Origin of the sequence: Robertmurraya mangrovi (assembly GCF_034427655.1) — a bacterium.
Classification (GTDB): domain Bacteria; phylum Bacillota; class Bacilli; order Bacillales; family Cytobacillaceae; genus Robertmurraya_A; species Robertmurraya_A mangrovi.
In genome coordinates this window covers 339,732-359,634 of sequence record NZ_JAXOFX010000004.1, presented here as the reverse complement: position 1 = coordinate 359,634, position 19,903 = coordinate 339,732, and the positions used below count along the sequence as shown (strand labels likewise).

The following is a 19,903-nucleotide window of genomic DNA, read 5'->3' as shown; positions in this document are numbered from 1 at the left end:
ATCTCCTTCTATTTTAGTTTTTCTTCAGTAAGAATGTTTTGTTCATATGCCATAGTTTTCTGTCTAACTCCTGTTGTGAGCTGAGAAGGTTTTTTCTTAACAGCATCATTCCATGCCTGAGCTATAGGCTCTAACACTTTAATTACATGTTTGATTATTTCAATATCTTTTTTATAATTAGCTTCAATTATCCGATCTGCCATATGGTTGTACAAAGCATCTAATTGGTCAGCTATTATACCTGCCTCATAATTTAAGCCTGCACCAAGGCGATACAGAATATCATTAGCTTTTTGTAACTTCTTATTGGCTATTACATAATCTCTATTGTTTATATCTTTTATAGCTTCCTCTAAGTTAGTTAAGCAGACTTCATACAGCAGCTCTGTTATTTCTTGAGGTGATTTTTGATGGATAGCGGACTCTGTAAAAATACTGGTCACTTATGTGCACCTCCAAAGGTTATCTACATTTTTTATCGGTTCAGATTTCGACAAGTTTAGTAGTTGTTAATAGTTTTTTTCCATTTCCTCAATTAGTAGTAAAACCTCTGCCATAACTGAGTATAACTGAGGGGGAATATTATCCCCCAAGTCCATATCTAGTAGGTTTGCCACTAGTGAAGAGTCCTCTTGCATATGAATATTATTTTGTTTAGCTAGCTCTATGATTTGCTTAGCTACTTGTCCTTTACCTTGAGCTACCACTGTTGGTGCTTTGCCTGTTTCTTCATCATATTTAATGACTGCCGCAGAAGGACCGTTTAATTCTCTTCGTCTTTTTTGGTTATAAAACTTTGAAACCATCATATTTTGAAGTCCATTCCTTTCTCTGTAAATACAGGTCGTTGTGGTTTTGACTCGTTCGTTGGTTGAGTTTCGTTTGCTGGAACGGAGTTAATTGGTGTCATTCTTGTAAAATTAATGCTACCCACGTTATATCCAACTTCTTTTAATTTCTCTTTTGCTAAACCTGCAATAGGTTCCATTTTTTCTTTAAATCCAGGTTTATCGTTTTTAATAGTGATTGATAAGTTTCGATCTGTTGAAGATAGCATGATGCCTACATCACCAAGTCTCTTTGTTTCTAGTAGGAAGTATAAACTACAATTTTCCCAATCAACTTGTTGCCCTTCGTTTTTCGAGTTTACGTACACTTGAATATTCTCAGGTTTTCCACCTAACATCATTGGTAGATTTAACAGCATACTTTGCATTGTGCCTGATGAGTCTGATTTACTTAAAAGCTGCTGCCCTGTTAAATTATTTAAAGCCTGTTCCGCTTGTTGGGCTACACGTGTTCCCGCCTCTTCGCCTTGCAACTTCATTAGAATTGCTTTTAGGTTTTGTTGATGTTGCTGATTTTGTTCTTGCTGTGATTGATCACCATTTTTGAAAACTAATGAATTAGCTAACTCACTATCGTGGTTTAGTCCCATTGAACGGACAGCTTCAAACATTGATCGTGCAGATGGTTCTTGTTGAACAAAACCACGAGCTGCTTGTTCGAACTGACCTAATAGCTGTTGAGAAGTAGAACGCCCTTCCATTGCAAGACTCTCTTTTCCAACAAAATGCATAATTTTTTGTTCAGTTGGTTTGTAGATGATTTTATCTATTAACTCTTTTACTTGCCCTACTAGTTTTGAAGCCTCCGAGAATTCTCCTTTTGCTAATAGCTTTTTTGCATCTGCCAATTGCGAACTAGCTTGAAGAAGCTGTTTTTCCGTTCTCATATCCGTAAATAACATCATGTCACTTTTTAAAATGGCATTATCTAGCTTACTAATAGTCGTCTCTAGCATTTGCTTTGCCTGTGGGAAAGCATTTTTCTTGTAAGTGTCAATTAATCTTTGAACTGAATCTAGGTTTCTTGAAATATCTCTTTTTAGTTCACTAAATTCATTTGTTGCATTTGCTAGTCTCTGAGTAACTTTAGTAACTAAAATGTCTTTTGATTGCAGTTGTAACGGCTGGAGTAATTCATTTAGGTCATACTGAGCTCCATTATCTGCTTTCTGTAGGGAATTTATTTGTGGTTCTGTGCTTTTTAGTGTTTGCTCTAGTTCTGTTAGTTCTTTATTAATGTGCTGTCGCGCTGCAATCTCTCGGCCTTTATCTTTTAATTGTTGTGCGTGATTAATTGCCTCTTCTGCCCGAGATAAATGGTTTAAGTTTATATTTAGATTGCTAGATACTTCTTTTCGAACTAGGTTCAGTGCCTCTTCTAAATTAGGTTCTGATTGGAACATTTTTAATGCTTGTTTAATTGTTTCGCTGGGCTTTGCTTGGATTGGACTCATTTCCTCCATGTTCGAATTATTTGAAGGTTGTTGAGTTTGACTATTTAGACTATTAGTACCTTGGTTAGTTGTTTGAACATCTGGAACCTTAGTCTGTTTGATTTCTGTGATTTTCAATTCTAATTCAACTTGCTGTAACATTTTTACTAAACGTTCACGGCCAGCTTGATCTAGTTGATCGGCCTGGTTTGCTAGTCTATTTAGGTTTTTAATTGTTTCTGAATCCATTGTTTTATTGTTTAATAGTTGCTCTTGGACTTTTTGCATTACTTTCTTGATACTTGGTTCTTGTTGTATTTGTTCTCTAAGCTGTTTAATAGCTTCTTTAGGACTGGTATTAACTTCTGAAGTTTTATTGTTACCTTGAGTTACGTTTTCTGAAGATTGCTGCTTTCCTTTTCGGGAACTATCCAATTCTACTTCTGCTTGATTAAGTGCTTGAACTAGTCTTTCACGGCCGGCTAGTTCTTTTCCTTGTTGTTGCAGTTGGATGGCTTCTTGGACTGCTCTCTCTATCTTTTGTGCCACTTCTCGATCAACTTTAGGATTATTAACAATTTGGTCACGCACTTGTTCTACTGCTTTTTGAAGTTTTGGTTCTTGCTGGACAGCCTCTTTGACTTGTTTAACCACTTCATTTGGACGTGGTTCTGTTTGAGTACTTTGTACTTTTGTTTCGGCTTCGCTCAACTCTACTTCCGCTTGAGATAGTGCTTGTACTAACCTCTCGCGGATGGCATTCTCTTTTCCTTGCTGTTGTAGTTGTACAGCTTCTTGAACGGCTTTTTCTATCTTTTGTGCCACTTCTCTATCAACTTTAGGATTATTAACAATTTGTTCACGGACTTGTTCTACGGCTTTTTGTAGCTTCGGTTCTTGTTGTACAACCTCTCTGACTTGTTTTACCACTTCACTTGGGCGTAGTTCTGTTTGAGTACGTGGTGCTTTTGTTTCTGCTTCATTTAACTCTACTTCAGCTTGAGCTAATGCTTGTACTAACCTTTCGCGGCCTACCGCTTCTTTTCCTTGTTGTTGTAGCTGTACAGCTTCTTGGACTGCTCTCTCTATCTTTTGTGCCACTTCTCGATCAATTTTAGGATTATTAATAATTTGGTCGCGCACTTGTTCTGCTGCTTTTTGCAGCTTTGGCTCTTGTTGTACAACCTCTTTGACCTGCTTAACCACTTCACTTGGGCGTGGTTCATTTTGATTTCGGTGTACTTTTGTTTCTACTTCGTTCAACTCTACTTCTGCTTGAGCTAGTGCCTGCACTAACCGCTCGCGGCCTACTGCTTCTTTTCCTTGCCGTTGCAGTTGGGTAGCTTCTTGAACCGCTTTCTCTATTTTTTGTACAAATTCACGGTCAATTTTTGGATTGTTGATAATTTGGTCACGAACTTGCTCTACTGCTTTTTGCAGCTTTGGCTCTTGTTGTACAACCTCTTTGACTTGTTTTACCGCTTCACTTGGGCGTGATTCCGGTTGAGTCCGTTGTGCTTTTGTTTCTACTTCATTCAACTCTACTTCTGCTTGAGACAATGCATGTGCTAATCTCTCACGGCCAGCTGCTTCTTTTCCTTGTTGTTGGAGTTGAACGGCTTCTTGTACCGCTTTCTCTATTTTCTGAGCGATTTCACGGTCAATTTTTGGATTGTTGATAATTTGGTCACGAACTTGCTCTACTGCTTTTTGCAGCTTTGGCTCTTGTTGTACAACCTCTTTGACTTGTTTTACCGCTTCACTTGGGCGTGGTTCCGGTTGAGTCCGTTGTGCTTTTGTTTCTACTTCATTCAACTCTACTTCTGCTTGAACTAGTGCTTGCACTAATCTCTCACGGCCAGCTGCTTCTTTTCCTTGTTGTTGGAGTTGAATGACTTCTTGAACAGCTTTCTCTATCTTTTGCGCAACTTCACGGTCAACTTTCGGATTATTAACAACCTGTTCACGGACTTGGTCGACTGCATTTTGTAACTTTGATTCTTGTTGTACAGCCTCTTTGACTTGTTTTACTACTTCAATTGCAGGTTTATTACTAAAACCCGGTTTATTGGCCTCAACTTCTACTTCCGCAAGCACCTTACTAAGGACTTCTTTCCCCGCAGTCACTCTTCCTTGTCTTAACAAATCTCTTGCTTCTTGGAGAGCTTTTTCAACTTTTGCAATCGTTTCCTTGGGTAGTTCTGTCATCTTTGATAGTTCTGCATATACTTTATCTAATGACTTTTGAAGGTTAGGACTTCCCACTACTTCTTCTTTTAACGATTTTAATACTTCACTAGGAGTTCGATTTTCACTTGTTGGAGCTATTTTTGTCTCAGCTGAAGGTAGCGGTTGACTAACTTGCTGCTCTTTTTTCACTAGTTGCTCTTCTGCCGTTTTAAGCGCTTGAACTAATCTTTCTTTTCCAATGGTCTGTAGCTTTTCTGCTTCTAAACTTACCTTTTCTATTTTTCCAGCTAGTTCACGATCTATTTTAGGGTTATTAACAATCTCTTCTTTAACTTTCGCAATTGCCTTTTGTAAATCTGGTTCATTTTCTATAGCTTTTCTTACAGTTGCTACTAAATTACTTAGCTGGTTTTCTTTCGAGACTACTGATTTATTAATAGTTTCATCTTGTTTTGTCTCAATAGGTGTCGCGCTTGGTTGAGAGTTTGTTGTCTGTACACGACTAGTTTCTACTGGTTTTATTTCAAAATTCGGATCTATTTCCTTCGCAATGGAAGTTAATACTTCATTTAATGGCTTTCCATTTAATGCTTCATGGACCGCACGTAGGTGTGTTTGGGTGACTTCTAGTTTTTTGTTTGCTAGTGCTCTAACCGTATCAACTTTAGCTTCAGGTGTACCATCCGCTTTATCAAAAAATGTCTTTAGTTCGTTCACGACTTCTTTTGACAAAGGTGCTCCTTTTTCGAATAGGATTTTTACAGCTTGCTTTAATTCTAGGCTGTCATTTTCTGACAGACCTAGACTTTGAAATACTTTAGCTTCATTCGATTGAGGTGATCTTGTAGTCGTTACTTCACTTTCAATGGTTTTAAGTGTAACGGTTTGGTTCTGCTGGCCTGTTATCTGTACAGCTACACGATCTCCAGTTGGAACCGCCCCATCAAAGCGTGCTGTTATCTCTTTTCCTCTAATCTGTATGACAGCCTCTGTGTCCGAAACTCGTTCTTTAATTTGAGCACTATAAATTTCCCCTTGCTTCAATTCAAGAGGTGTGTCCGTAGCTGGTATTGACCTATTTAAAAGATGGTTATTTATCTGCATGTTATAATCCACTCCCGAACATATCACTATATTAGTTTTATCGGATAGTTGGTCATAATATTAATTGCAACATTTAGGCAAAAAGAAAAACCGAATGCTATGGCATCCGGCTTAACGATGTTTTCGAAAGTCTTCATCAACAGAGAAATAAGTAGCTTGTTTGTCTCTTTTTTCAATTTCTCTCTTTCGTTCTTCTTCATTTTTGTGTAATTCTAGTTCTTTTCTTAGTTGCTCAGCACAAGGCGGGCAAACCTTTTCCCTTTGAATAATTTTACCGCATTTTTGACATGGGTATCCTAAATTAGGAAAGGAAGTCACTTTTAATCGACCTTGTCGAATAAATTTTAAAATTATGTCTTCTTCTACTCCTGTCTCTTCCACAACCTGTTCCATAGTAGCAGCACGGTTTTCTCTTTTTCTTAGAAACTGATAAACCGTCTCATAATCTTTTTCTTCTTCTTTCCAACACTTTTGGCATATATCTCGGAATTGATTTTTGACAAATATTTCATCACATTTAGGGCAATTCATTAATTCAGCCATAACACGGAAATCCCCTCTCCGAATGTTGTTTTTTTCTATTATAGCTTGAAAAATGTCGGAAAGGTATGAAAATTAATAGACAGTTATTCTATTAATTATTGGTATAAAAAAAGAGAGCCTCAGCCCCCTATTTTACTTACCATAAACTTCTTTATATGCTATTACCTTTAAAGCGAGAATTTCTTCTTCTGTGAGTTTATTTTGTAACTCTTGAAGAACCTCTTCCTTTGAAATATTCCCTGTTTCTGCTTTTGATTTTATATCAAGAATCTCGGATATACCGATTTTATTAATTAATACTCTTGTTGCATCCTCTTTTGTTGTGAAAGGAAGCTTACTTTCATCTACATTCTCTGCTCCCTCTATAAAAGCTTTTAACTCAGGATCGTTTTCAATGGATTGCTTAATAGCTTCCATCTCTCCACTGTTTTCAAGTTCAGTACTTACTTCATTCATCAACTTCTCAGAAGCGAGGCTTGTTCCGTAGAAATAAATCCCATATCCAATGATGCCAAGTATGACGAGAGGAACTATTAGAAATTTTATGATTTTCATCTTTTTCACACTCCTTCGTATCTTAAACTATGATACTACAATTTGAAACGGAGCACTAATATTCATCGTGCAATAGTTAAAGAGGAAATTGAAATGGCTCCGGATTGTTTCAGCACCTTAGCTGCATGCCTTAATGTTGAACCGGTTGTGTATATATCATCAACTAGGAGGATTTTTTTATTAGTTAAATCTAAGTCTCGCTTTACCTGAAAAACTTGTGGAAGATGGATTCGGTCTTGGCGAGATTTTTTGGATTGTTTCTCTGAGTGGGTTCTTTGAAGTAATCCCGAGGGAGTTTTTCCTGCCTCTTTAATTATGGCCTCTGATTGATTAAACCCTCTCTCGTGGAGCCTTTCTTGACTGAGGGGAATATAAGATATCAGGTCATATTTAATTGTTCTTAGTTTCTCTATCACTGTTTCGGAAAAAACTTTGGCAAGTACGTAGTCACCTCTATACTTATATCGTGCAATGAATTCTTTAAGGAACTCATTATACTCATAAATGGAGTAATTTCTATCAAGGAAACCACTCCACTCCTCGTCCTCTTTCCATCGCACACAGTCAAAACATTGACTGTCTTTAATGTAGCTGCTTTCCAAACTTTGTAGTGGCCTGTTACAAGTTCTGCAAATGACGCCTGAGATTGGTTTTAATTGTTTCTCACATTCTGAACAAAGAAAAGCTGGTTTACTTTTTGAAAATAAGGATGTCCAACTAACTTCTATAAGAACTTCTTTATGACAATAAAGACAATTCACTCACCGATCAACCCCTTTTTCTTAGCTTCCTCATTCATATTCATGATTTGCTTTCTAGCTTTGACCATTTGTACCGTTTTTCCATAATGAAAAAAAGTTATATCTCCTTTTGGATGCTGAGCACTGCGTCCAACCCTTCCTGCTATTTGCACAAGAGCACTTTCGGTAAAAATTCGGTCTTCTGCTCCTAGAACAGCAACATCTATATTTGGAAAAGTAACCCCACGTTCTAGAATGGTGGTAGTTAAGAGAAGAGGAATTTCTTTGTTTCTCATAGTCTGGACTTTTTCTTTTCGCTTTGGATCTTCCGCGTGGACAGATTGTATATCAGGATGAAGTTGTTGAACGATTGGGAGAATTTTTTCCATAAGAAGAATGTTCGGCATAAAGAGTAATGCTTGCTTGTTTTGCTCTAGCCGTTCCTTTAACCAACTCAGTACAGTTTGAGGAAGTTTTTTCTTTTTCAAAAGCTTTTGCCAATTTCCACACCAAACGAACTTCGGTACAGGTAAGGAATATCGATGAAACCGAGCTGGTATCGTAACATATTCTCTTTTTCCTGTTTGACACTCTTTCTGCCACTTGGAGTTTGGAGTTGCGGTAAGATAGATCATACTGGATTCTTTTTTCCGAGCTTGCTGGACTGCATATTGAAGCATAGCGTCGACTGTGTAAGGGAATGCATCTACTTCATCTAAGATCAAGGTGTCAAATGCTTGATAAAAACGGAGAAGTTGATGTGTGGTGGAAATGGTTAGGGGAGAGTATTTATGACGGTCCTCTGAGCCACCGTAAAGGGCGGACACTTCTATGTTTGGAAAGACAGCTTGTAGACGGGGAGCGAGTTCCAGGACGACGTCGGTTCGTGGAGTTGCGATACAAACTCTCTTATTTGAAGCTAATGCTTTGTGAATACCTTCAAATAAGACCTCCGTCTTTCCTGCTCCACACACTGCCCAAACTAAAATTTCTTTGTTACTCACCACCGCTTCAACCACTTTGCTTGAAGCTACTTTTTGCCCTGGCGATAGAGAACCCGACCATTCTAGTGCTGAATCAATGTTCATAGCTAAAGGTGGACCACACCAACTGATTAACGATGTGCAAGAACTCACCCTCCCCATAATGATACATTTTCTACAATATGCACAATTCTCACTGCCACACCTAGCACAAGGAAAACTAGCAAAAAGGCTACCATCCTTATTCCCACAACGAACACAAAACGGCTTACCCTTTTCAAAAACTAAACCCTTACGAAAGAGCAGATAACCTTTATCCTTGTAAAACTGAATTTCTTTAGGAAGGTCTTCAAGAAGGAGTTGTTTCCCAATGAGTAATGATTGAAGTTCGGAGTAATCCGGGTTTTCTAAAATTTTTTCCAAATAAGTCATCCTTTCAAAAATATAATAAAACACCACCCCAACAAAGATAAAAAGTCAGAATGGTGCCAAATAAAAAATAAGTATAAGTTCAATCTGCGTTATTTTTTTACCCAACCAAGACCCATAGCGCCCTCACCTAAGTGAGTTCCAATAACAGGCCCGAAATAGCTAATCATAAATTCTACATTTGGAAGTTCTGCTTCAAGCTCTGCCTTCCATTCTTTTGCTTCCTCTTCACGGTTAGCGTGAATGATGACTGCTTTGTAATCTTCCCCGCTTTTTACAGCATCAGATAGCAAATCAACAATACGTTTCATTGCTTTTTTACGAGTACGGATTTTTTCAAATGGGACAATCATTTTGTCTTCAAAGTGAAGGAGTGGTTTTACTTGCAATAAGCTTCCAATTAGGGCTTGGGCACTTGATAAGCGACCACCACGTTGCAGGTTAGAAAGATCGTCTACCATAAAGTAGGCCTTTAATGTTTTTCTCATTTCTTCTAAACGTGCTAGAATTTCTTCCGGTCCTTTTCCTTCCGCTGCCATTTCAGCTGCTTCTGTTACATAAAACCCTTGGACCATACAGCTAATTTCTGAATCAAACGCAAAAACCTTAATTCCTTCTACCATTTGTCCAGCTGTGACTGCTCCCTGGTAAGTTCCACTAATTCCACTTGATAAGTGAATACTAATCACTGCATCGTATTCTTTTGCCAATCCTTCAAATAGCTCAACAAACTCTCCAACAGCTGGCTGTGATGTTGTAGGAAGATTTTTATGCTTAACCTCTTCATAAAACTCAGATGCGGTAATCTCCATTTCTTCTCTGTATGATTCATTTCCGAAAATCACATTCAGTGGAATCATATGAATATTAAGCTTATCCCGCATTTCCTTTGGGATATAAGCTGTACTATCTGTAACTACTGCTGTTTTCATATAGTTACCTTCCTTAATCTTTTTTCTCTACTATATGTCTAAACTATATTTTATATGAAAACATTTAGGAATGCATTAAGTAGAGATAAAAGAAGGCAGCATCAAATCTTAACAATTTCTTAAGATTGGTGACAGGCACCTGAAACATAGTTGAAATACTACTGTTATCCTTTTGTTATGACAAAGTCACTTTGGTTAGGTTCATCCATTAGGAAGTTTTTACTTACTCGTTGCGATACAACTAATTACACTCAATTATTACAATAACATTGCAGGTGCCTGTCACCTTTAATTGTCACCTTTAATGTCACCTTTAATTAGTTTGTCAACAACTTATAAATGGTTTCTTCATCATTCTTAAGAATATTCCCCTTCTCCCTCAACATCTGTTGTGCCTCTTTAATTGTTCCTGAAAATTGTAAGCTACCCTCTTTTAATATTCCGACTCTATCACATAAGGTAAGGATCTCCGTTATGTCATGGGTGATATAAACAATGGTTTTACCAGTAGCCGCTAGCTCTCTTAAATAGTGGTTGATTTCTAATTTGGATTGTAGGTCTATTCCTACTGTGGGTTCATCCATTAAAAGTATTTTAGGATTGTGAATTAACGCAACCGCAATATTTAGCTTACGCTTCATCCCTCCTGATAGATGGGACACTTTTACCATCCACTTATCTTCTAATTTTACCTTTTGACACAGTTCATGTAGCTGCTCATCCGTTAACCTAGTTTTTGAAAAATTGTTCCAAAATTTAAAGTTTTCTTTAACCGATAAGTTCTCCCATAGTGCTAGATCTTGAGGCACATAACCAATTAGCTCGCTAATCTGTTTTCTTTTTTTTATAGGAATTCCGTCCATTTCGACATTACCCGAGCCAGGAGATGAGGTTAGGGCTAAAATAGATAATAAAGTAGATTTACCTGCACCATTTGGCCCCAGTAACCCATATATATCACCAGCATTAATCTTTAGTGAAACATCCTTTAGAGACTGCTTTTTTCCATAGAATTTATTTAACCCTTCAATAATGATCATTATTTTATGTGCAACCTCCGAATGGCTAATAGAGTTATACAACTAATCACGCTAATATAAAATATTTCATCAATAGTTAAAGTACTATAACTATTATCTAATAGAAGGGCTTGAGGAAATAGGAATGATAAGGAACTCAATTTGTTTGAGAGCTCTTGTAAAGGAAAGAAACTTCCTCCTACTATCCCTATCAATAAGACCAATAACGAACTTACTAAATAATAATTTTTTTCTCTTGTTGAAACACTTGCTAGTAATACACTTAAGGCTAATCCAATAAAAATAAATAAAATCATACTTACAATTATATCCAAGTTAATTTCAATAGCCTTGATTCTACTTAACAAGAAAACACTTAAAATAACCTGGATACATTGAAAAATAAATAGGACCCCAACACTTTGAGCAATATACGAAAAAAGACCTTTGTATGTACTTTTTATCCTTGGAAAGATCAATGAGCGTTCCCCCACAATCCAGCCGATAGATAGAAAACAACTGAATAAGGAAAAAAATGTCCACAAGCCTAAAAAGGGTGAATAAGTACTTTTTCCAAGGTCTTTAACTGAATTTTCATCTCTAAATGTTTCATAGTCAATGGTCATGAGAGGTGCTGGCTCCCACTGTTTATCGGAATAATTGAATGCTTCTTGCCAAAGGTAGTTAAGCTCAAAAGAACTTTTATTTTGCTTTTTATAATGTTTAACGATAAACTCGGCAGCCTTAATATTGCTTGTCATTCTTAAGACTTCACTAGCAATAAGCTCCCTCACAATACCTTCTGCCAATGAAGATGAAGTGATCCATACTTCCACAGATTCTTCTCGCTTTTCTATTAGAAGGCTATCTTCAAAACCCTCTTTAATAACAAACACGCTGTCTACTTCTTTGCGTAAAATCATTCTTTCTGCTTCTTTCCTTGAAGGAAAATAAAGTTGAATTTTGGGCTGGTTTTGCAATCTAGTTTTTACCGTTTCAGAAAATCCTGATTGATCTTCGTCCACGAAAGCTACCGGAATCACTAAATCTTGCTGACCTTTTTCTAATAAAAAGCCAAGCCCTAACGTTGCACCAATTGGGACTACAACCAAATTCAGAAGAGAGAACGGACTTTTTATGATTCTCATAAACTTCACAAAAAATATTCCTAAGTTCACATTCAGCACCTTCTTTTATCCAGTTGTAACTTTATATAAATCGTAAAAAGAAAGAGTAGAGGTAATAACCCCAATACTTTTATTACAACTATATAAGACTGAGTTATAAATAACTTTAGTAACCAATAATTGATTGTCAATTGTCCGATTTTTTCTAGCCAAGTCGGAAAATAAACAGTCGGCAAAATATGACCACCTGCGATAGTACCTACAATTATAAAACATAATCCAATGATTAAATATGCTTTTTCACCTTTAAGAAGTGTTTCAATCATTAAGAAAAAGGTTACAAACATAAAAACAGTGAAGAGAGTAAAGACAATAAACTTAAAATCTATTATTTCGCTTTCAAAAGTAAATAGTAAAGGGATACATATTAAAATCTCAAAAATGATTAATGTTGAAACAACGGTTAGGAGCGTGGAAAATTTCTCTATCAACTCTGTATGTCCCCTAGATAAAAGGCGCATACGAAGGGAGTGATTTGTGTTCTTTTTCAATAAAACAAATATTCCAAAACTCCAAATCATTAATAGGAGAAGGTAAAATGAAAGGATATAGTACTGAAGATTATCCTGTTGAAAAAGGCTATTTTTTTCTATTATCTCATATATAGCCCCCCTTCCTATAACATGAAGAGAGAATGAAATAATACTCTTCTTAACTAGACTACTTAACTCTTTACTCGTTACTTGATCTTCATATAGAAAATGATAGATAGTATTAATCCCACTTTGGGCCGCTGATGTAAATTTAGCTGCACTTTCCATCAAGTGTTTTACTAACTCCGACTGTAAAGGTCGTTGAGCATTGCCAATGACCTTTACTGGAGTATTGATTCCTTTTTTTATGTCCTTGCTGAATCCCTGCGGTAATATGATGATTGCTGCTATTTCATTTGCCTTAATCAAGGTTCTAGCGGTTTTCTCATCCACTCTGAGAACCTCTGTCACCTTCGTTAAATGCTCACTATTGAGTAACTGCTCCGTAACATACCTCGTTTCCATCGTTTGATCGTTATCAACAATCGCAATTTTAAAGCGTTCTATGAAGTTATCTTTTTCTACTATTTGAAGAATGATCATTCCAATACCTGTAATCATTAACAGAGGAGTGATTATTAAAATAAGTGTTGCCTTCCAAGAATATAACAGTGACCTAAGCTGAAAAAATGTAAAGTTAATCAATTGTTCCATCTGATTCACCGAGAGTTAATAATAACCAAGTCCATAATCACTAAAAATTTCCTCTAAACGATATTGTATATCCTCAGATATCTCATACACATCATACTCGGACAGTTCCGCAATATTTCTTCCCTCGGCAGTATTCAACTCAGGAAGTTTAACTTTTTCCTTAAGGTTAGTTTTTGTATCTAAAGATAAAAAGATAGTTCCTGACTCATATTCATCCTCTACATTGAGTTCAATATCAAAATTTTGAATTGAATATTTTTCTTTCACACTAATATCTTTACTCTGTTTAATGGACCCATTTATAACTGGAACATCGTAAAACTCATCTCCACCTAATCGGAGTTCGAAATCTCGATTTATACTTTGTTTACCTGAGTTCTCCCCTTTAAACTCCGACTTTATGCCGAACTCAATATCAGCTTCAACTGTTCCGTAGTCTTCAAAGTAAAAGACATATTTGGCATCTTCTACTCTTACTTTCTTTTTCTCTGAAACGTCATTTGTGTAGGTTAAGACAAGCTTACCTTGCTCTTTGTCTTTTGGTGCTACTTCAAACTTGAATTCTTTATATCTATTATCCTTTTCAAGAGGCACATCCTTTGTTTCTAGCAAAAATTGAATATCTCCACCATCTTCAGCAAGCATAAACTTAATTTTACGATCTATAATTTGTTCTTCACTGTCGATAAGAATAACTGATTCTAAGCCTTTAGGATATTGTAACGATTCCATTTGGCTCTTCATATCTTCCAGACCATCTTTTAACTCTTCTTTAATTTCAGATGTTTCAACCAGATCCTCTTCGTACCCTTGATTTACTTTTTCTGCAACCTTCGTTACTCTTTCTGCGATGATGCTATGTAAATCTTCATCTTCAATTAAGAGATCCATGAATCCCATAACCAATCTTTCTGTTTCCTTCGGAGAAAGTTTGAAGGTTAATTCTCTCACTTTTAGTGTTTCTCCGTCATGTTCATACTTTACACCCTTCTCTAAGGTGAAGTTCTCTTCTTTTAGTTCCTTCAGAAAGAACGTCGCATATCTCTTTGTTAGTTTTGCAATTTCCTTATCACTCAATTTCAATTCTTCTAACTCTAAATCGGTTAATTCTAACGTTTCCGGACCTTCATAATACGGATCAATCATTCTCATAAACTGTCCGTATTGATCAAAGTTCAAATAAAAAAACTGGTCATACAGCATTGGGATTTTTAGCCCAACCTGACTATCTGATTGATAAACTTCTAGGTCAGCAGCAGTAGCACCATCCATCTCCACTTCAAGTGTCGTATGACTAGCTTTTTTCGTTGGATCTTGGTTGGATTTTATAATGAGTGCAGATTTGCTCAATAATTCTTGCATAATCTCCACTTCGCTTCCAATATTTTGCGAATCAATTTCTAAATTCCCAGATAGTTTAATTTCTGAACTTGATGGATTTTCTAACAACTTTTCTTGAAATTCAATATCTTCTCCATATTTTTCATTCAAGTCATCAGCTGTTTGTTTTAATGATTTTAATTCTGCTAGCATATATAACTCTTTTGGATTCTTTTGGATAAAGAATCCAAAGACAACTGAGCCACTTATAATGAAAATTGCTAATATCGAGGTTATTAAAACCCATTTTTTCGAAAATAGACTTTTTCTAGGTGGCTGGGGCGTTACTTCTAAAGATGCTGACGTTTCTTCTGTTTGGAGAACACTGGTACCACAGGAGAAACAAAACTTGTCAGCTGCAGAAATTTTTTGACCGCAGTTAGTACAAAACTTCATTACACGTCCTCATTTCATCTCACAAATTATAGTAAAATATTTTAAAAAATCACCTTAGCTAATTTGAATACCAAATGATTACATTCATACATATACTTATTCCTAATAAAACTAAGTAGAACAATATAAGATTAAATATTAATAAAAATAAATATAAGTATTTTCATATAGCCTAAAGGTAACCTCTACCATATTAAACTATATGAAAATATGACTATTCTCGCTATAGTTTCGACAAAAGTAGACATTATTGCATTTTATGGAAATTGGCACTCCATAACACTAACCGATAGACAAGATATAGTATGGATTTTATTCATACTATATTAAAGAGACGCAACAAAGCCGCGTCTCAAAAACTTTTTACTAAATAAATTAGAGTGTAAAGCCCTTATTAAATAATCTATGGGATTAGTTAACTAAGTGCTTTCAAAAATAAAGCATTAGGATATAGTTTTACTCTACACACTTCAAAGCAGTTTCTAATAACCTTCTTCTCTCCAGTTCATCACTAATTAACATTATAAAATCTATATCTAGTTGAAATTTTAAAGCCTTAGTATAGACTTCCAATAAGTCTTCATCTGAGAGGTTCATAATGGCGGATATAGTGGTCCCCTCCAAACCTAATATCTTTTTGCTAATATTATCATTCAAGTGTCATATTTTGTAAACAAAATTAGGTAATTTGTCATTATATGTTCAAACATTCGGAAAAGTCTAATATTTCCCAATGTTACATTGTCATTACAAAACCATTAAAGGTGCCTGTCACCTTTAATGGTTTTGTAATTAAATGAAAAAAACACGCCCGAGGACGTGTTTTTGTTATCGTACTTCCACCCAGCCGTTTTTAATAGCAACAACTACAGCTTGTGTACGGTCATTTACATTCATTTTTTGTAAAATATTACTTACATGGTTTTTAACCGTTTTTTCACTGATGAATAGTGCTTCTCCAATGCCACGGTTACTTTTACCATCAGCTAATAATTGAAGAACTTCACACTCACGACGAGTTAGTAAGTGAAGTGGGCGGCGAATTTCAACCGTTTGTGTGTAGCCACCATTTTCACCAGCTTCTTCAGCAGCTAAGCGACGGTATTCTTTCACAAGATTATGGGTTACTTTCGGGTGTAAGTAAGAACCACCGTCAGCAACGACCTTAACCGCTTCAATTAGAGCATCTGCATCCATTTCTTTTAATAAGTAACCGCTAGCACCTGTTTTAAGTGCATGTGTTACATAGTTCTCATCGTCATGGATAGAAAGGATAATAACTTTAGTCTCTGGATATTTATCAATCAATTGACGAGTTGCTTCTACACCATTCATGTCAGGCATGTTAATATCCATAATGACAACATCTGGATTATGTTCCTCTACTAATGGTAGAGCTTCATTTCCGTCATCACCTTCTGCCACTACATCAAAAGATTTTTCAAAATCTAGTATACGTTTTACGCCTTCTCTAAATAATTGATGGTCGTCTATAATGACAATCTTAGTAGTCAATCCATTCGCCTCCCTGTATCTCTATTACTATTTAGCATAGAATGTTAGTTTTTATATTTATATTAATTCTCTAAAGGAACTTGAATCAGTACGACTGTTCCGGTTCCAATTTTGGAATCGATGGTCAGTTGCCCACCTAAAAGCTCAATTCTTTCTCTCATACCTAGAATACCAAATGATTCCGCCTTTTTCTCATTAACGTTAAAACCTACTCCATCATCTTTGACAACAATAGAAATGTAAGTTTTTGTTAATTCTAGTTTCACTTTAATTTCTTTAGATTTTGCGTGCTTTAAAGCATTTTGGACAGACTCTTGAACTAATCTAAATAATGCTACTTCATACTTAGATGGAAGTCTTCTTTCCTCACCAATGGTCGCATAGCTAATTTTAGTAGGTGTATGATATTCTTCGATGGTTTGTAGGTATTTTCTGAGGGTAGGAACTAAACCTAAATCGTCTAGTGCCATTGGACGTAAGTCATAAATAATCCTACGAACCTCATAGAGAGCGTTACGAACCATTTTTTTCAGGCTCTTCACTTCTCCAATTGCCTCTTCTGCACCGTTTTGTTTATATACTCTCTCAATTAAATCAGAGCGCATCATGACATTCGCCATCATTTGGGCAGGACCATCGTGAATTTCTCTAGATAATCGCTTTCTTTCTTCCTCTTGGGCTTCGATAATTTTCAATCCAAAATCGGCCTTTAGCTTTGCATCCTCTAAAACTTCACCCATTTGTTTCAGGTCACTCATCAAATAGTTCATAACCACCGTAATTTGAGAGACAAGATGCTCAGCTCGATCAATCGTTTCGGTTAGCCCGTTTAATCGTCTTTCTATATCATCTCTTCGATCACGTAATTGTTTTTCAATTTGGCGATTCATCGTAAGGTCCATCTGCAGCTGATGGGCCTTTTCATAGGCTTCACGAACTTCTGATTCAGTGTAGTCTTTAAAATGCATACTCACTTCAGAAAGTCGCTTTCTTGCAAAACGAGATTGGGTTTCTAGCTTATCCCCTTCATCAATGATCTGGATAACCATTCGTTTGACATCTTTTAATTCATCCGTCAAAGTTTCATAGTCACGACGACATTGTTCTCCAATACGAAAAATCTCATCCTTACTATTCCCTACAGTATCCACCATTTTTGATAAAATAAGATCTAAGGTTTTTGTGTCAAACTTTTTCTTCATCTATCATTATTCCTCCATGGGTGACAAAAACCCTTTTGCATTTGTAAATATTTTAGCGTGAATTCATCAAACTTACTATATTTATAAGAGGAAAACAGATGGAAGTTACACAAAAATCGGTAAAAAGGTGGAGAATTGAATTTTCCCAATAAGTCCTATATCCTATTTTTGTACTTTAAAAACAAATTTATTCATACTTTCTTAACATGTCATTATATTGATATAGATACTATTTTGATATAACAATCGAACCTATCTTAGGTCTGGATTCATTATAGCATGTAAAAAAATGACTCTATATTAAAGTTTATTTACATTACGATGTCATTTGGTGTAATGAAAGAAGTCGATTTATAATAGAAGATGACATGATACGACAAAAATTTTACAAAATTATTCTAAAAGATAGATTTTAACCATTTTGGAAGGAGCAAAAACGATGCTACCTAGTTACTTAACGGTAAAAGAATACGGTGAACACGAGATTGTAATCGAAAAATCACGGTTTATTGCCCATATATCAAGAGCGAAAACAGAGGAAGAAGCTCAAGAGTTTATACAAACCATTAAAAAGAAGCACTGGAATGCCACTCATAACTGTTCAGCCTATTTAATTGGAGAGAACGACCATATTCAAAAAGCGAATGATGATGGAGAGCCTAGCGGAACAGCAGGAGTACCCATTTTAGAAGTTTTGAAAAAAAGAAAATTAAAAGATACGGTAGTAGTCATAACAAGGTACTTTGGAGGAATAAAATTAGGAGCAGGTGGCCTAATTCGTGCATATGGTAAATCAACATCAGAAGGGCTTAATGCCATTGGAATTGTTGAGAGAAAATTGATGCGAGTGATGCATACAAAAGTGGACTATACATGGCTTGGAAAACTTGAAAATGAATTAAGGTCTTCTATTTATACTATAAGAGAGATTCATTATTTAGATAAAGTAGAAGTTGAAACATTTGTCGAAGAATCGGAAACGGAAGCCTTCTCTAGCTGGATGATTGAGCTAACAAATGGTCAATGTGAAATTTCTCAAGGAATGCAACTATATTTAGAAAAAGAAATCTAGGAAATTTGTATGGTTTTTATCAAATATTACATTTTACTATTAGACAAAAAAATTGTAAAATAAAGTTTAGGTTCATTTTTTGTAGAAATTTGCGGTATATTTTATTGATAAAAGGAGAAGCGAAATGTCTACAACTAGACGTTCTTATAATATAAAAAAGCAAAAGTCTAAGCGTAAAAAAGTATTTATGTGGATTTTTGTCCCAATACTAGTTTTGGCTTTAAGTGCAACTGCCTATGGTGCATTTCTTTATAATAAAGCACAATCAGTGATGGATAAATCTTATAATCCCATTGAGCGTAAATCTTCTAAGCGAGAAACCGTAGTGGATCCACAAATAGATAATATATCCGTTTTAATTATTGGTGTTGATGAAAGTGAAAAAAGAGGTACTGATAGCCACGGTAGGTCCGATGCTCTTATGTTAGCTACTTTTAACGAAAAAGCTAAGTCTGTGAAACTAGTAAGCATTCCACGAGACTCATATGTTTATATACCCGAAGTAGGCTATGAAGATAAAATCAACCACGCTCATGCCTTTGGGGGTCCAGCAGCTACTATTGAAACAGTAGAAGAGCTACTAGATATCCCTGTGGATTTTTATGTAAAAGTAAACTTTAACGCATTTATGGATATTGTTGATGCGGTTGGTGGTGTTGAAATTAATGTAGCAAAAGCCATCACGGAGCAAGACTCACAAGATCGTCAAGGTGCTATTAACTTACAACCAGGTTTACAAACTTTGAACGGCGAACAAGCTCTTGCCTATTCTCGTACTAGATTCGATAATGATATCGAACGAGGAAAGAGACAGCAAGAAGTATTAAAAGCCCTAATTACTAAGTCAGTTTCATTAGGATCATTTACAAAGCATGCGGATATTATTGAAGCAGTTGGAAATAATATGTCTACAGACTTAACCTTTAATCAAATGAAGTCATTCATTGATTATGCAGCTGCAGGCACCTCAATGGATATTCAAACATTATCTCTTGAAGGTCAGGACTTCTGGACAACAAATTCTAGAGGAAATCGAGTGTACTATTATCAAGTGGATCAAATGAAGTTGGCAACATTACAAACAACATTAAAAACTCATTTAGGTGTTGCATCTGCTGAGGACACAAACACAAGTACAACAACAGCTCAAGAAGGCAATCAATCAGATAGCTATTAATATATGAATAT

General features: G+C 35.9%; 17 protein-coding genes. 2 read left to right on the top strand and 15 right to left on the bottom strand.

Features of this window, described 5'->3' with window-relative positions:
• Positions 1-8: 8 nt before the first annotated feature.
• The 15 genes from fliS to SM124_RS09240 form a co-directional block, all read right to left on the bottom strand.
• The gene (gene fliS / locus SM124_RS09310) at positions 9-443 is read right to left on the bottom strand and encodes a flagellar export chaperone FliS (protein ID WP_322446235.1); all 435 of its coding nucleotides are present in this window, start codon (positions 441-443) and stop codon (positions 9-11) included.
• 66 nt (positions 444-509) lie between these two features.
• Positions 510-809 carry an EscU/YscU/HrcU family type III secretion system export apparatus switch protein gene (locus SM124_RS09305; RefSeq protein ID WP_322446234.1) on the bottom strand — a complete coding sequence of 100 codons (300 nt, stop codon included), beginning with the start codon at positions 807-809 and terminating at the stop codon, positions 510-512.
• Positions 806-5,575 carry a hypothetical protein gene (locus tag SM124_RS09300; protein WP_322446233.1) on the bottom strand — a complete coding sequence of 1,590 codons (4,770 nt, stop codon included), beginning with the start codon at positions 5,573-5,575 and terminating at the stop codon, positions 806-808. Before SM124_RS09300 ends, SM124_RS09305 begins: the two co-directional genes overlap by 4 nt.
• 111 nt (positions 5,576-5,686) lie before the next feature.
• Positions 5,687-6,118, bottom strand: coding sequence for a TIGR03826 family flagellar region protein (locus SM124_RS09295; protein ID WP_322446232.1), 432 nt, complete (start codon positions 6,116-6,118; stop codon positions 5,687-5,689).
• Between the two features lie 132 nt (positions 6,119-6,250).
• Positions 6,251-6,673 (bottom strand): hypothetical protein, encoded by a 423-nt coding sequence (locus SM124_RS09290; RefSeq protein WP_322446231.1) that lies wholly within the window; start codon positions 6,671-6,673, stop codon positions 6,251-6,253.
• A 62-nt stretch (positions 6,674-6,735) separates the two neighbouring features.
• Positions 6,736-7,434 carry a ComFC family protein gene (locus SM124_RS09285; protein WP_322446230.1) on the bottom strand — a complete coding sequence of 233 codons (699 nt, stop codon included), beginning with the start codon at positions 7,432-7,434 and terminating at the stop codon, positions 6,736-6,738.
• Positions 7,431-8,819, bottom strand: coding sequence for an ATP-dependent helicase ComFA (locus SM124_RS09280; protein ID WP_407691390.1), 1,389 nt, complete (start codon positions 8,817-8,819; stop codon positions 7,431-7,433). Before SM124_RS09280 ends, SM124_RS09285 begins: the two co-directional genes overlap by 4 nt.
• Positions 8,820-8,917: 98 nt before the next feature.
• Positions 8,918-9,757: a DegV family protein gene (gene fakB, locus SM124_RS09275; protein ID WP_322446228.1), complete on the bottom strand. Its 840-nt coding sequence runs from the start codon at positions 9,755-9,757 to the stop codon at positions 8,918-8,920.
• A gap of 317 nt (positions 9,758-10,074) precedes the next feature.
• Positions 10,075-10,797, bottom strand: a complete 723-nt coding sequence (locus tag SM124_RS09270) for an ABC transporter ATP-binding protein (RefSeq protein ID WP_322446227.1) — start codon at positions 10,795-10,797, stop codon at positions 10,075-10,077.
• Positions 10,797-11,954, bottom strand: coding sequence for an ABC transporter permease (locus SM124_RS09265; RefSeq protein ID WP_322446226.1), 1,158 nt, complete (start codon positions 11,952-11,954; stop codon positions 10,797-10,799). The genes SM124_RS09270 and SM124_RS09265 overlap by 1 nt, the downstream gene beginning before the upstream one ends.
• Positions 11,955-11,956: 2 nt before the next feature.
• Entirely contained in the window at positions 11,957-13,150 is a 1,194-nt protein-coding gene (locus tag SM124_RS09260) for an ABC transporter permease (RefSeq protein WP_322446225.1), read from the bottom strand.
• 15 nt (positions 13,151-13,165) lie between these two features.
• On the bottom strand, positions 13,166-14,926 hold the full coding sequence (locus SM124_RS09255; RefSeq protein ID WP_322446224.1) for a zinc-ribbon domain-containing protein: 1,761 nt from the start codon (positions 14,924-14,926) through the stop codon (positions 13,166-13,168).
• A 456-nt stretch (positions 14,927-15,382) separates the two neighbouring features.
• On the bottom strand, positions 15,383-15,523 hold the full coding sequence (gene sda / locus SM124_RS09250; RefSeq protein ID WP_322446300.1) for a sporulation histidine kinase inhibitor Sda: 141 nt from the start codon (positions 15,521-15,523) through the stop codon (positions 15,383-15,385).
• A gap of 231 nt (positions 15,524-15,754) precedes the next feature.
• Entirely contained in the window at positions 15,755-16,441 is a 687-nt protein-coding gene (locus SM124_RS09245) for a response regulator (protein WP_322446223.1), read from the bottom strand.
• A gap of 62 nt (positions 16,442-16,503) precedes the next feature.
• Positions 16,504-17,643 carry a sensor histidine kinase gene (locus tag SM124_RS09240; protein ID WP_322446222.1) on the bottom strand — a complete coding sequence of 380 codons (1,140 nt, stop codon included), beginning with the start codon at positions 17,641-17,643 and terminating at the stop codon, positions 16,504-16,506.
• Positions 17,644-18,082: 439 nt separating this feature from the next.
• Between SM124_RS09240 and SM124_RS09235 the strand changes: the two genes are divergently transcribed.
• Both SM124_RS09235 and SM124_RS09230 read left to right on the top strand, forming a co-directional pair.
• Positions 18,083-18,715 (top strand): YigZ family protein, encoded by a 633-nt coding sequence (locus tag SM124_RS09235; RefSeq protein ID WP_322446221.1) that lies wholly within the window; start codon positions 18,083-18,085, stop codon positions 18,713-18,715.
• A 124-nt stretch (positions 18,716-18,839) separates the two neighbouring features.
• Complete coding sequence (locus tag SM124_RS09230; protein WP_322446220.1) at positions 18,840-19,892, top strand: LCP family protein; 1,053 nt, start codon at positions 18,840-18,842, stop codon at positions 19,890-19,892.
• The last annotated feature ends 11 nt before the right edge of the window (positions 19,893-19,903 follow it).